10 protein-coding genes are annotated in these 13385 nt (G+C 63.6%); 4 read left to right on the top strand and 6 right to left on the bottom strand.

The genetic code is table 11. From position 1 onward, the window contains the following. Positions 1-145 precede the first annotated feature (145 nt). Positions 146-1987 carry a dihydroxy-acid dehydratase gene (gene ilvD / locus QCL51_RS23815; protein ID WP_003249056.1) on the top strand — a complete coding sequence of 614 codons (1842 nt, stop codon included), beginning with the start codon at positions 146-148 and terminating at the stop codon, positions 1985-1987. Between the two features lie 115 nt (positions 1988-2102). On the opposite strand, the gene QCL51_RS23820 is transcribed toward ilvD, so the two are convergent. Beyond that, positions 2103-3158 (bottom strand): haloacid dehalogenase-like hydrolase, encoded by a 1056-nt coding sequence (locus tag QCL51_RS23820; protein ID WP_135192885.1) that lies wholly within the window; start codon positions 3156-3158, stop codon positions 2103-2105. A gap of 244 nt (positions 3159-3402) precedes the next feature. On the opposite strand from QCL51_RS23820, the gene QCL51_RS23825 reads away from it, so the two are divergent. Beyond that, positions 3403-4794: an L-cystine transporter gene (locus tag QCL51_RS23825; protein WP_021783641.1), complete on the top strand. Its 1392-nt coding sequence runs from the start codon at positions 3403-3405 to the stop codon at positions 4792-4794. Positions 4795-4927: 133 nt separating this feature from the next. On the opposite strand, the gene QCL51_RS23830 is transcribed toward QCL51_RS23825, so the two are convergent. Then, positions 4928-5443, bottom strand: a complete 516-nt coding sequence (locus QCL51_RS23830; protein ID WP_274101973.1) for a dihydrofolate reductase — start codon at positions 5441-5443, stop codon at positions 4928-4930. A 54-nt stretch (positions 5444-5497) separates the two neighbouring features. Between QCL51_RS23830 and QCL51_RS23835 the strand changes: the two genes are divergently transcribed. Both QCL51_RS23835 and QCL51_RS23840 read left to right on the top strand, forming a co-directional pair. Continuing rightward, positions 5498-6889, top strand: a complete 1392-nt coding sequence (locus QCL51_RS23835; RefSeq protein WP_274118885.1) for a DUF2868 domain-containing protein — start codon at positions 5498-5500, stop codon at positions 6887-6889. Further along, the gene (locus QCL51_RS23840) at positions 6882-8246 is read left to right on the top strand and encodes a GTPase/DUF3482 domain-containing protein (protein ID WP_274101969.1); all 1365 of its coding nucleotides are present in this window, start codon (positions 6882-6884) and stop codon (positions 8244-8246) included. Before QCL51_RS23835 ends, QCL51_RS23840 begins: the two co-directional genes overlap by 8 nt. A 315-nt stretch (positions 8247-8561) precedes the next feature. Here the strand turns inward: QCL51_RS23840 and QCL51_RS23845 are convergent, their stop codons facing one another. The 4 genes from QCL51_RS23845 to QCL51_RS23860 form a co-directional block, all read right to left on the bottom strand. Beyond that, positions 8562-9587: a putative 2-aminoethylphosphonate ABC transporter substrate-binding protein gene (locus QCL51_RS23845; protein ID WP_021783637.1), complete on the bottom strand. Its 1026-nt coding sequence runs from the start codon at positions 9585-9587 to the stop codon at positions 8562-8564. Between the two features lie 18 nt (positions 9588-9605). Then, a complete protein-coding gene (locus tag QCL51_RS23850) occupies positions 9606-11330 on the bottom strand; it encodes a putative 2-aminoethylphosphonate ABC transporter permease subunit (protein ID WP_021783636.1) in 1725 nt (574 codons plus the stop codon). A 1-nt stretch (position 11331) separates the two neighbouring features. Then, positions 11332-12390 carry a putative 2-aminoethylphosphonate ABC transporter ATP-binding protein gene (locus QCL51_RS23855; RefSeq protein WP_021783635.1) on the bottom strand — a complete coding sequence of 353 codons (1059 nt, stop codon included), beginning with the start codon at positions 12388-12390 and terminating at the stop codon, positions 11332-11334. A 119-nt stretch (positions 12391-12509) separates the two neighbouring features. Continuing rightward, complete coding sequence (locus QCL51_RS23860; protein ID WP_021783634.1) at positions 12510-13379, bottom strand: LysR family transcriptional regulator; 870 nt, start codon at positions 13377-13379, stop codon at positions 12510-12512. Positions 13380-13385 lie beyond the last annotated feature (6 nt).

Here is a 13385-nt window from a genome sequence, read left to right on the forward strand (position 1 = left end):
GCGGGTTTATGAGCTCTGGTCAAGCACGCGGCGATCCCGCGCCGTCTTGGCCCCATCCGTGCCAGTGGCAACCGGCCTGCGGCGCAAAGGACAAGAGAAGCTCACTCCCCTATTTGTGACCTGATTAAGCCGCCAGGAGTGTTTCATGCCTGATTATCGTTCCAAGACTTCCACCCAAGGCCGCAACATGGCCGGCGCCCGCGCCCTGTGGCGCGCCACCGGGATGAAGGACGAAGACTTCAAGAAACCGATCATTGCCATCGCCAACTCGTTCACCCAGTTCGTCCCGGGCCATGTGCACCTGAAGGACCTGGGCCAGCTGGTGGCCCGCGAAATCGAACGCGCCGGTGGCGTGGCCAAGGAATTCAACACCATCGCGGTCGATGACGGCATCGCCATGGGCCACGACGGCATGCTGTACTCGCTGCCAAGCCGCGAAATCATTGCCGACGCCGTGGAATACATGGTCAATGCGCACTGCGCTGACGCCATCGTCTGCATCTCCAACTGCGACAAGATCACCCCCGGCATGCTGATGGCCGCCCTGCGCCTGAACATCCCGGTGATCTTCGTTTCCGGCGGCCCGATGGAAGCCGGCAAGACCAAGCTGGCCAGCCACGGCCTGGACCTGGTCGATGCCATGGTCATCGCGGCCGACTCCACGGCTTCCGACGAGAAAGTCGCCGAATACGAGCGCAGCGCCTGCCCGACCTGCGGTTCGTGCTCCGGCATGTTCACCGCCAACTCGATGAACTGCCTGACCGAAGCCCTGGGCCTGGCCCTGCCGGGCAACGGTTCGACCCTGGCCACCCACTCCGACCGCGAGCAGCTGTTCCTCACGGCCGGCCGCACCATCGTCGAACTGTGCAAACGCTACTACGGCGAGAATGACGAGTCGGTCCTGCCACGCAGCATCGCCAACTTCAAAGCGTTCGAAAACGCCATGATGCTGGACATCGCCATGGGCGGTTCGACCAACACCATCCTGCACCTGCTGGCAGCAGCACAGGAAGGCGAAGTGGCGTTCGACCTGCGCGACATCGACCGCCTGTCACGCAAAGTGCCGCAGCTGTGCAAAGTGGCGCCGAACATCCAGAAGTACCACATGGAAGACGTCCACCGCGCCGGCGGCATCTTCAGTATCCTCGGTTCGCTGGCCCGTGGCGGCCTGCTGCACACCGACCTGCCGACCGTGCACAGCCGCAGCATGGAAGAAGCCATCGCCAAATGGGACATCACCCAGACCGATGACGAAGCTGTGCACACCTTCTTCAAGGCCGGCCCTGCCGGTATCCCGACCCAGACCGCATTCAGCCAGTCGACCCGTTGGGAAACCCTCGACGACGACCGTGAAAACGGCTGTATCCGCAGCTTCGAACACGCCTACTCGCAAGAGGGCGGCCTGGCCGTGCTGTACGGCAACATCGCACTGGATGGCTGCGTGGTCAAAACCGCTGGTGTCGACGAATCGATCCACGTGTTCGAGGGCACCGCGAAGATCTTCGAAAGCCAGGACAGCGCCGTGCGCGGCATCCTCGCCGACGAGGTGAAAGCGGGCGACATCGTGATCATCCGCTACGAAGGCCCGAAAGGCGGCCCGGGCATGCAAGAGATGCTGTACCCGACCTCGTACCTCAAATCCAAAGGCCTGGGCAAGGCCTGCGCCCTGCTTACCGACGGCCGCTTCTCAGGCGGTACTTCGGGTCTGTCGATCGGCCACGCTTCGCCAGAGGCAGCGGCAGGTGGCGCCATCGGCCTGGTGCGCGACGGCGACAAGGTACTGATCGACATCCCTAACCGTTCGATCAACCTGCTGGTCAGCGATGAAGAGCTGGCGGAACGCCGCGTCGAGCAGGACAAGAAGGGCTGGAAGCCAGCCGAGGTCCGTCCACGCAAGGTGACCACCGCGCTCAAGGCCTATGCCCTGCTGGCCACCAGTGCCGACAAGGGCGCTGTGCGTAACAAAGCGATGCTGGAAGGGCTCTGAGGTGTTTTTAGCGTGAAATAAGAACCGGCGCCCTGGGCGCCGGTTTTTTTATGCCTGCACCGGCCCCTTCGCGGGCACGCCCGCTCCCACAGGGGCCGCACAGGTAGGGCAAGATTTACTGGATCTGCTCCGGCGTGACGATCACCCAGTTCTTGTCCGCCGTCACCGGCAACCCTTCCTTGGCCTGCGCCGCCGCATTTTTGGCGATCATCCCGTTGAGCTGGTCCATGTACTTGGCCTTGCGGTTTATCCACAGGTGGATACCGCCTTTGCCCACATCCACACCGTGGAACTGCATGTAGCCATCGCTGGTCGGCGTGTCGCCGCCCACTAGCACCGGTTTCTTCCATTCATCGATGTAGGTAAGGATCGCCGCCTGCTTGCCCGCCATCCAGGTGGCTGGGGTCCACAGGTAGGGGGTCAGCTCCAGGCCCTCGTTAGCCTTGGCATCGTAGTGCCCGGCGCTGATCTGCTTGCGCGCAGTGGTCAGCTGGCCGCTGGCGCGGTCCTTGAGCAACAGGCTCACGCCAATCACGTTCTGGGGCTTCACGTTGTATCCATACTTGGGGTCCGAGGCGACCATGCGCACCAGCTCTTCGGAGGCCGCCGAAACCACATAGACCTCGATGCCATTCTCCATCAGCTTGTTGTACAGCTCGGCCTGGCCCTTGAAGACCTTGGGCGGCTGAACCTCGATGGCCTTGACCTGGTCGCCTTCGTAATAGGTGCTGGGGATCGGCTTGGTCGAAGCCATCAGCTCATCCACCTGCGCCTTCAGCTGCTTGAGGGTAAAGCCAGAGAACACCTGGGCTACCCACGGGTAGCAGACCATGTCATCAATTTCACACAGCCGGTAGTAGTAACTGAACAGGCTTTCCTTGTGCTCGGCAGTGTCCTTGAACGGCATCAGCTTCAGCGATGGGTCGAGCTTGTCGCGGCTTAGCAGGCCCTTGTTTTCCATGAACGGAAGCAAGGCTTCTTCCAGGTCATGGCGATAACTGGTGTTGTCCATGTCGAACACCGCATAGTTACCCTTGTTGGCATTGGCGGCGATCATGCTGTCGAGCTGCTTGGCTGCGTCGGCAGGCCAGTGTTTGAGCTCGGTGGCGAAGGTTTCGATACTGAACAGCAGGGACAGGCCGATGGCGGCGGCTTTCACAGCGACTTTCATGTACGAATCTCCTGAAATGACCCAGAAACGCTAGTGCAACAATCCCCACTGCAAACCCTCGATAACGACCCCCAGGCAACTGTAAACGCCTTGTTCATTGCAATTTGCGACACCTCGTTATTCCATAAACGACTATGCAAATTCCATTTGGGTATAAATTCGTTTGTTTTCAGGCTGTTAGCATTTCCGTTCGCAATCGCTCACAGAGGCGATGCCATTTCTGCCTTTTTCTGCTGGAGCTTCAATGAACCTGCCGCTGTCACTCAACCTGCTGGCGTTCCTGGCCCTGTTGCTGGGCCTGGCACAAACCCGCCGCACAGACTGGAGCCTGGCCAAGAAGGTACTGCTTGGCCTGGTGCTGGGCGTGGTCTTCGGCCTTGTGCTGCACACGATCTACGGCGCTGGCCACCCCGTGCTCAAGGCAACCATTGCCTGGCTCGACCTGGTCGGCAACGGCTATGTCGGCCTGTTGCAGATGATCGTCATGCCGCTGATCTTCGCCTCGATCCTCAGTGCCGTGGCGCGCTTGCACAATGCCTCTTCACTGGGCCGCATCAGCGTGCTGAGCATCGGCACCCTGTTGGCGACCACCGCCATTGCCGCTCTGATCGGCATTGTGTTGACCAACCTGTTCGGCCTCAGCGCCGAGGGCCTGGTGGCCGGTGCCCAGGAAAGCGCACGCATGCAGGTTATCCACAGTGACTACGCGGGCAAGGTCGCCGACCTCAACATCCCGCAACTGTTGCTGTCGTTCATCCCCAGCAACCCGGTAGGCGACCTGGCTCGGGCCAAGCCGACCTCGATCATCAGCGTGGTGATCTTTGCCGTGTTCCTCGGCCTGGCCGCGCTGCAGTTGATCAAGGACGACGCAGAGAAGGGCGAGCGCGCCCTGTCGGCCATCGACACCCTGCAGGCCTGGGTGATGCGCCTGGTGCGGGTAGTGATGAAGCTGACCCCCTATGGCGTGCTGGCGCTGATGACCAAAGTCGTGGCCAGCTCCAACACGGAGGACATCCTCAAGCTGGGCAGCTTCGTGGTGGTGTCGTACCTGGGCCTGGGGTTGATGTTCGTGGTGCATGGCATCATCCTCGCCGCCACCGGCGTAAGCCCGCTGCGCTTCTTCCGCAAGGTGTGGCCGGTGCTGACCTTTGCCTTCACCAGCCGCTCCAGCGCCGCCAGCATTCCACTGAACATCGAAGCACAAACCCGCCGTCTGGGCGTGCCGCAATCGATCGCCAGCTTCAGCGCATCGTTCGGCACCACCATTGGCCAGAACGGCTGTGCCGGGCTCTACCCGGCCATGCTGGCGGTGATGGTTGCGCCAGCGGTAGGCATCGACACCTTCGACCCACTGTGGATTGCCACCCTGGTGGCCATCGTCACGCTGAGTTCGGCAGGGGTTGCCGGCGTGGGCGGCGGTGCTACCTTCGCCGCGCTGATCGTGCTGCCAGCCATGGGCTTGCCGGTGGAGTTGGTGGCGCTGCTGATTTCGGTGGAGCCGCTGATCGACATGGGCCGTACGGCGTTGAACGTGAACGGTTCGATGACGGCGGGCGTTGTCACCAGCCAGCTGCTGAAAGAGACAGACAAGGAAGTGCTGGCCGGAGATGAACATGCCGAGCTGAGCCACACCTGACAGATCGCCCGGGGCGCTTTGCGCCCCTTTCGCGGCAAGACCGCTTGAGTCTTGCTCAAAATCTGAACACCCTGTGGTCCCCCGTAGGAGCGGGTTCACCCGCGAAGGGCTGCAAAGCAGCCCCCCGACAACCTCAGACCTTGTCCCAAACCTCGAAGTGATACGCCGGCTTGCCTTCCTCACCCTGTGCCTCGCTAGAAGTCAGCCTCCACTGCCCTTCATCAAACGCCGGGAACCACGCATCCCCCTCTGGCGCCAACTCAACCCGCGTCAGGTACATGCGGTTTACCAGCCCCTTCTCCAGCGCCTGCCCATACAGCTGCGCCCCACCTATCAGCATCAGCTCTCCGACGCCCTGCTCGCGCGCCCACTGCTCGGCCCGCACCAACGCCTCTTCAAGCGAGGCGAACACCTCGGCACCCGCCAGTTGAAGCTCCGGCTGGCGGCTGACCACGATGTTCAGCCGCCCAGGCAACGGCCGCCCCAGCGAATCCCAGGTCTTGCGCCCCATGATGATCGGCTTGCCCAGGGTGGTGGCCTTGAAGTACTTGAAGTCCCCCGGCAAATGCCAGGGCATGGAGTTGTCGATGCCGATCACGCGGTTCTCGGCATACGCCGCGATCAGGCTGAGGGGGAGTGATGTATTCATGCCAGCGAGGATAGCACCGGGCGTGTGGGTTATGCTTCTGCCTTGACCTGTGCAATGGAAGACCTTGTGACTGCACCCACGCCACTGGACAAGCGCTGGCTCACCGAAGCGGTACGCCTGCGCGAAGAACATGCCGGCCCGCTGGAAGACCAGGAAGCCAACCGCCACGCCCGCCAGCTAGGTGGCGACCTGGCCACGCGCATCGAAACACGTGCGCTGTTCCTCGCCGAGCGCGATGGCATGACCGGCGCCCTGCGCCATTGGAAGCAGGGCGCGCGCCTGGCGCTGCTGGCCTTGCTGCTGATGGCCGTGCTCAGCGGCGCAGGCCTGGGGCTGGCCGCCCTCGGTGACGGGCAGCGCCCGGTGAATGTGTTCTGGGCGCTGGGCAGCCTGCTCGGGCTGAACCTGCTGATGCTGCTGGGCTGGGCCATGGGTTTTGCCCTGAGCGGCGAGCATGGCGCAGGGCTGGGCCGCTTGTGGCTGTGGCTAAGCGAACGCTTTGCCCGCGATGCCCAGGCCGCGCACCTGGCGCCAGCGCTGCTGGTGCTGCTGCAACGTCAACGCCTCAACCGGTGGCTGCTCGGCCTGTTGGTACATGGCCTTTGGCTGTTGGCGATGCTTACCGCACTGGGCATGCTGCTGGCCTTGCTGGCGACTCGGCGCTATGGCTTTGTCTGGGAAACCACCTTGCTCGCCGCCGACCCGTTCATTCACCTGACCCAAGCGCTGGGCACCCTGCCCTCATTGCTGGGCTTCGCCGTGCCCGACGAAGCCATGATCCGCGCCAGCGGCGACAGCCTGCCGGCCCTGGACATGGCACGCCAGGCCTGGGCCAGCTGGCTGCTCGGCGTGGTGCTGGTATACGGCCTGCTGCCCCGCCTGCTGCTGGCCGGGCTATGCCTGTGGCGCTGGCGCCAGGGCCGTGAACGCCTGACGCTGGACCTGGGCCTGCCTGGCTACGCGCAACTGCGCGAGGCACTGATGCCGCGCAGCGAGCGCATCGGCGTGCAGGACGCCGCACCGGAAGCCTTGCCACAATTTGCCGCCGGGCAGCTGGAAAGCGGCAGCAGCGGTGCCCTGCTGGTGGGCCTGGAGCTGGATGACCAGCGCCCCTGGCCACCCGCCCTGCCCAAAAGCGTGACCGATGCCGGCGTGCTCGACAGCCGCGAATCACGCAACCGGCTGCTGGAACAGCTCAGCCGCTTCCCACCGGCACGCCTGGCCATCGCCTGCGACCCACGCCGCTCGCCCGACCGAGGCAGTTTGGCGCTGCTCGCCGAACTGGCGCGCAATGCCGGCGCCACCCGTATCTGGCTGCTGCAGGCCGCACCGGGCCAGCCCCTCGATGCCGAGCGCCTGGGCGATTGGCACGAGGCCCTTGACCGCCTTGGCCTGCAACATGCCGACACCTCACCGCTGACCTGGCTGGAGCATGGCCATGACTGAGCCACTGAAACTGGCCGTGGTCGGCCATACCAATGTTGGCAAAACCTCGCTACTGCGCACCCTGACCCGCGACGTCGGTTTTGGCGAAGTGTCCCACCGCCCCAGCACCACCCGCCATGTGGAAGGTGCGCGACTGTCTGTGGACGGTGAACCCTTGCTGGAGCTGTACGACACGCCCGGCCTGGAAGATGCCATCGCGCTGCTCGACTACCTTGAACGTCTGGAACGCCCGGGCGAGCGCCTGGACGGCCCGGCCCGCCTGGAGCGTTTTCTGCAGGGCAGCGAAGCGCGCCAACGTTTCGAGCAGGAGGCCAAGGTATTGCGCCAACTGCTGGCCAGTAATGCCGGCCTGTATGTGATCGATGCGCGCGAGCCGGTGCTGGCCAAGTACCGAGACGAACTGGAAGTACTGGCCAACTGCGGCAAGCCGTTGCTGCCGGTGCTCAACTTCGTCGCCAGCAGCCAGCACCGCGAACCGGAATGGCGTGAAGCCCTTGCCCGGCTTGGGCTTCACGCATTGGTGCGGTTCGACAGCGTGGCCCCGCCAGAGGATGGCGAACGCCGTTTGTACGAAAGCCTGGCGCTGCTGCTGGAAAGCGCCCGCCCGGCACTGCAACGGCTGATCGACGACCAGCAGGCGCAGCGCCTGGCACGCCGGCACAGCGGCAAGCGCCTGATCGCCGAACTGCTGCTCGACTGCGCTGCATGCCGGCGCAGTGTCGAGGCCGAACCGGCGGCAGAAGCCCGGGCCATCGAGGCGCTGCGCCAGGACATACGCCAACGTGAACAGCGTTGCGTCGAGGCCTTGCTCAAGCTGTATGCCTTCCGCCGCGAGGATGCCCATGCCAGCGACCTGCCGTTGCTGGATGGCCGCTGGGGCGATGATTTGTTCAATCCAGAGACGTTGAAACTGCTGGGCGTGCGCTTGGGAAGCGGTGTGGCGGCGGGGGCTGCGGCCGGTGCCGGGGTCGATTTGCTGGTTGGTGGCCTTACCCTCGGCGCAGCGGCGCTGGCCGGGGCGATTGCCGGCGGCGCGCTGCAGACGGCGCGCAACTATGGGTCACGGTTGATGGGCAAGCTCAAGGGCAAGCGCGAGCTGACCGTGGACGATACAGTATTGCGTTTGCTGGCCTTGCGTCAGCAGCAGTTGATGGTGGCGCTGGATAACCGCGGGCATGCGGCACAGGACAGCATTCGTCTGGTGGAGCTGGATGAAAAGGCCTGGCGTGAGGGCAAGTTGCCGGAGGCGTTGGTCAAAGCGCGGGCGCACCCGCAGTGGTCCACCCTCAATTCAGGGGCAAAGCTGAACCAGGCTGAGCGGCAGGAGCAGCTCGAAGCGCTGGTTTCGCAGATTTGAGGGGCTGCGAGGGGTATGCCTTGAAGGATGTGGTGCCTGTGAGATCGAGCGCCGCCCGCGCGGCGCATCGCGAGCTGCGCTCGCTCCTACGTTTGTTTCGGGCCAGTTATGCCTGTGACAGGCGCGCGCGACCGCCTTGTTTGTACGACGCGATATCGCGGCATGCGCCAAGGGGGGACGCGCGCAAATCCCGCAGGAATGATTGGCCCGAAACAAACGTAGGAGCGAGCGCAGCTCGCGATGCGCCGCGCGGGCGGCGCTCGATCTCACAGGCGACAAAAACCTCAAGCCGGACACCCACCAGCCCTCACCCAATCACTGCGCTGCCACCTTCTCCGACTTACCGTCATAGCGCTTGCGCCATTCGGCCAGAATCTGGTCACGGTTTTTCGAAGCCCAGACAAAGTCGTTCTTGATCAACCGCTGCTCATAATCTGCCGGCAGTTCGGTCTGCGGCTTGGCAATGCCCGGCGCGGCCAGTACGGCGAAGTTTTCCTTGTACAGTTCCATGGCCGCCGGGCTGGCCGAGAAGTCGGCCAGGCGCTTGGCCGCATCCGCCTTGGGCGAGCCTTTGATCACCGCGGTTGCCTCGATCTCCCAGCCCAAACCCTCCTTCGGCAGCACGATGTCCAACGGCGCACCTTGGCGCTTGAGCTGCACGGCCGGGTATTCGAACGAAATACCGATCGGGAACTCGCCCGCCGCCGCCAACTTGCATGGTTTGGAGCCGGAATGGACGTACTGGCCGATGTTCTGGTGCAGCGCGTCCATATAGGCCCAGCCCTGCGGCTCGCCAAAGGTTTGCAACCAGGCACTGACATCCAGGAAGCCGGTGCCGGACGAGGCCGGGTTGGGCATGACAATCTTGCCTTTGTACTCAGGCTTGGTCAGGTCCTGCCAGCTCACCGGTTTGCTCAGGCCCTGTTTTTCGGCCTCGATGGTATTGAAGCAAATGGTGGCGGCCCACACGTCCATGCCAACCCAGGCTGGCGGGTTGGCGGCGTCGCGATAATTACCGGAGATCTTGCCCAGGTCCTTGGGCGCATAGGCTTCAAGCATGCCGCTCTGGTCGAGGATGGCCAGGCTCGACGCCGCCAGACCCCACACAGCGTCGGCTTGCGGGCGGTCTTTCTCGGCCAGCAGCTTGGCGGTGATGATACCGGTGGAATCACGCACCCACTTGATCTCGATATCCGGGTTGGCCTTTTCGAAGGCCTGCTTGTAGGTTTTCAGCTGTTCGGCTTCCAACGCGGTGTAGACCGTCAGCTGGGTATCGGCGGCCGACGCCTGCAGGCTGAACACGGCGGAAACGGCAGCGGCAAGGGCAAGGTGCTTGTGCATGGGTAGGTTCCTTGGAAGTCAGACGGTCGCGGCGCGTTGGCGCCAGGCTTGGGAGCGGCGCAGCAGGCCGCGCGAGGCTGCAGCCAGCAACAGTGAAGCGCCGGCACTGGTCAGCAGGATGAGAGTGGACATGGCGGCGGCACCGCCAACGTTGCCGGCGTCGTCCATGTTCAGCACGGCAACTGCAGCCAGGAGGGTGTCGGGGCTGTACAGGAAAATCGCTGCCGACACGGTGGTCATCGCCGATACGAACAGGTAGCGGATGATATCCAGCAGCGCCGGCAGGCAGATCGGCACGGTCACACGCAGGAAGTGCCTGTACAGCGGCGCTTTCAGCGACAGCGCGGCGGCCTCGAACTCGCCGTCGAGCTGGCGCAGGGCGGTGGTCGCGGTCATCTGTGCGGTGGTCAGGTAATGGGCAATGGTGCACACCACCAGCAACCCCATGCCGCCGTACAACACATGCAGCGGGTTGCCGTTCAGGTTGAAGAAGAATACATAGCCCAGGCCCAGTACCAGGCCCGGCACGGCCATGGGGATGAAGCTGAGCAGGCGCAGCGCATGGTTGAGCAGGCGTTGGCCCTGGGTCTTCTCCATCAGGTAGGCACCGGTGAAGATCACGATGCTGCCAATCAGCGCGGTGCCAATGGCCATGGTCACGCTATTGCGGTAGGCCAGCCAGCCGCCACCGGCAGTGTCTTCGAACATGTAGTGGCGCAGCGACAACGACAGATTGTAGGGCCAGAAAGTGACCAGCGAGGAGTACACCGCCATACCGATCACCACCAGCAACGCCGCGCACACCAGCAGCACAATGGTCAGGAAGCAGGCATCGCGGCTGCGTGATGGCTTGGGTTCGAATACCTGCGCTCGGCCGCCCATGGCCTCGCCCTGGCGCCTACGCAGCCAGGCGTCGACGGTAAAACTGAACAGGGCCGGCAACAGCAGCACCATGCCGATCAGCGCTCCACGACCGAACTGTTGCTGGCCCACCACCGCCTTGTAGGCTTCCAGCGCCAGCACTTGATAGTCGCCCCCCACCACGACCGGTACACCGAAGTCTGTGATAGTTAGCGTGAATACCAGGCAAAACGCCGCGAATACCGCCTGGCGCGAGGCCGGCCAGGTAATGCTGGTGAACGCCCGCCACGAGCCTGCCCCCATGCTGGAGGCCGCATCGAACAGGCGAGCATCAGCCAGTGACAGTGCCGACAGCAGAATCATCAGCGCATGCGGGAAGGTGTAGATAGCCTCGCCCAGCACGATACCCCAGAAGCCGTAGATATTGTCGCTGAGCAACCCGCGCAGCAGGCCCTGATTGCCAAACAGGTAGACCAGGGCAATGGCCGGCAGCATCGACGGTGCCAGCAATGGCAGCAGCGAAATCCCCCGCCACAGGCCCTTGGCCGGGATTAACGTGCGTTGGAGGGCAAAGGCGAACAAATAGGCCAGCGGTACCACAATGGCCGCGACGGTGAAGGCCACCGACAGACTGTTGCCAAGTAGCCAGTGGAAGCTGGGGCTGGCGAACAGTTCACGGGCCGCCAGCAAGCCACCACCCTGGCCCGCTTCCCCGCTGAAGCCACGCCAGAAGATCGCCAGCAAAGGCATCAGCACGGCCAGCACCAACAGAATCAGCAGCAGGCTCTTGCCGCCGATGACGAACAACCGGTCACCCAGGGCGATGCCAGCACGCGGCGTGGCTTTGGCCTGGCTCAACGGCAGGGACATTGGCGCGGCCATCTCAGGCAAACACCTGTAGGCTCTGCGGCGGCAACGCCACCCAGATGTCCTGCGAGCCCAGGCGCGGCATGGCCTCGGGGGCCAGCTCGGCCAGCAGGGCATGGCCTGGCAGAGCCTTGAGTTCAAAGCTCATGCGGCAGCGGTTACCGAGGAAGGTGATTTCACGGACCATGGCCGGGAACAGGTTTTCTTCGTGCACCACCGGGTTGACCGTGATCGCTTCCGGGCGGCAGAACAGCCGGCCACTGCTGGCCTGGGATGATCCCGGCGCCAGGCGCATGTTCATGTCGCCGACCTGAGCATGGTTGTCGCTGCTGCGCTGGAACGGCAGCCAGTTGCCCTGGCCGACGAACTCGGCAACGAACGGCGTGGCCGGATGGTCGTAGATTTCCTGCGGGGTGGCGTACTGCTCGACCTGACCGTTGTTCATCACCGCAATGCGGTCGGCCATCAACATGGCCTCGTCCTGGTTGTGGGTAACCATCAACGTGGTGATGCCCAGTTGGCGCTGCAACTGACGCAGTTCGGTGCACAAGTGCTCACGCACCCGGGCGTCCAGCGCCGACATCGGCTCATCGAGCAGCAGCAGCGATGGCGACGGTGCCAGCGCGCGGGCCAGGGCCACACGTTGCTGTTGGCCACCGGAGAGCTGGCCTGGGTACTTCTTCTCGCTGCCCGACAGGCCTACCAGTTCGAGCATTTCGGCCACCCGCTGGCGGGCCTGCTCCCGAGCACTGCCCGACAGGCCATAGGCGATATTGGCTTCGACGGTAAGGTTGGGAAACAGCGCGTAGGACTGGAACAGGATGCCGTAGTCCCGCGCCTGGGGAGACAGATCGGAGATATCGCGTTCGCCGATGTACAGCGTACCGCGGTCCTGGCGTTCCAGGCCGGCAATGCAACGCAGCAGCGTGGTCTTGCCACAGCCGGATGGGCCGAGCAGGCACACCAGCTCGCCCGCGGCGATGTCCAGCGAGACATCGTTGAGCGCCGTGAAGGCTCCGAAGCGCTTGTGGATATTGCACACTTTTATCTGTGCGCCGGGGGTGGTGTGGTTCATGGCAGGGCCTCATCGAAGAGATGGGGCCATGCTAGGCAGGCTGTGCGAAGGTTCTGTGGCTTTAAGGCAAAAGCCGGTGATAGTGGTATAGGCAGATTTAGTAGTGGACCGCGAAGAATCTAGAACTGCGAACCGGCCACTTCCTGCGCCACCCCCAGGAATGCCGCCGGCAACCTCGCCTGGCGCCGTTCCTTCAGGCAATACAGGTACTCATGCATCACCGGCGCATTCTCCAGCGCCAGCACCCGGAGTTCAGGGTTGTGCGGCACCTCATGGCGGGCAATCACGCTGATGCCGATATTGCGTAGCACCGCTTCGCGGATCGACTCGCGGCTGCCGATTTCCATCATGGCGCTGGCCTTGACCCCAGCCTCCTGCATCATCTGCTCGGTCAGCTTGCGTGTGGTCGAGCCCTTCTCGCGCATCAGCAGGCAATGCCCCGACACCACCTCGATCGACACCGTCTGGCGATGGGCCAGCGGGTGGTTACGGTGCACCGCCACCACCAAAGGGTCAGTGCCCAATATCCGCCGCACCAACCGTGCGTCCTCCACCCATTGCGACGACGCGGCAATATCCACCCGGTAATCCTCAAGCATTTCCAGTACCTGCTGCGAATTGCCGATCTCCACCGCTACCTCAACCTGCGGCAGGCGTTCGCGATAGACCTTGACCAGGTCGAGAATGTAGTAAGGCGCAGTGGCAGCGATGCGCAAGCTGCCCTGGGCCTGGCCACTGTTGCGCAGCTCGAACTCGATGTCGGCTTCCTGCTGCAGCAGCGCCTTGACCATCGGCAGCAGGCGTAGGCCTTCCTCGCTCAATACCAGGCGCCGCCCGCCGCGGTAGAACAGCTCCACAGCGTACTGGCCTTCCAGGCTGCGGATCTGGGTGGTCACCGTGGGCTGGCTGAGGCCAAGCTTCTTCGCCGCCTGGGTGATGCTGCCCAGACGGGCCACCATGTAGAAGGCCTTCAGCTCGGCACTCAGCATGCACGT

Origin of the sequence: Pseudomonas sp. LTR0 (assembly GCF_036630035.1) — a bacterium.
Taxonomy (GTDB): Bacteria; Pseudomonadota; Gammaproteobacteria; order Pseudomonadales; family Pseudomonadaceae; genus Aquipseudomonas; species Aquipseudomonas putida_Y.

What these genes read in the sequence shown, in the direction of transcription:
- ilvD (WP_003249056.1), top strand. Translation starts at nt 146, where the DNA reads ATGCCTGATTATCGTTCCAAGACTTCCACCCAAGGCCGCAACATGGCC.
- QCL51_RS23820 (WP_135192885.1), bottom strand. Translation starts at nt 3,158, where the DNA reads ATGAAAGTCGCTGTGAAAGCCGCCGCCATCGGCCTGTCCCTGCTGTTC.
- QCL51_RS23825 (WP_021783641.1), top strand. Translation starts at nt 3,403, where the DNA reads ATGAACCTGCCGCTGTCACTCAACCTGCTGGCGTTCCTGGCCCTGTTG.
- QCL51_RS23830 (WP_274101973.1), bottom strand. Translation starts at nt 5,443, where the DNA reads ATGAATACATCACTCCCCCTCAGCCTGATCGCGGCGTATGCCGAGAAC.
- QCL51_RS23835 (WP_274118885.1), top strand. Translation starts at nt 5,498, where the DNA reads ATGGAAGACCTTGTGACTGCACCCACGCCACTGGACAAGCGCTGGCTC.
- QCL51_RS23840 (WP_274101969.1), top strand. Translation starts at nt 6,882, where the DNA reads ATGACTGAGCCACTGAAACTGGCCGTGGTCGGCCATACCAATGTTGGC.
- QCL51_RS23845 (WP_021783637.1), bottom strand. Translation starts at nt 9,587, where the DNA reads ATGCACAAGCACCTTGCCCTTGCCGCTGCCGTTTCCGCCGTGTTCAGC.
- QCL51_RS23850 (WP_021783636.1), bottom strand. Translation starts at nt 11,330, where the DNA reads ATGGCCGCGCCAATGTCCCTGCCGTTGAGCCAGGCCAAAGCCACGCCG.
- QCL51_RS23855 (WP_021783635.1), bottom strand. Translation starts at nt 12,390, where the DNA reads ATGAACCACACCACCCCCGGCGCACAGATAAAAGTGTGCAATATCCAC.
- QCL51_RS23860 (WP_021783634.1), bottom strand. Translation starts at nt 13,379, where the DNA reads ATGCTGAGTGCCGAGCTGAAGGCCTTCTACATGGTGGCCCGTCTGGGC.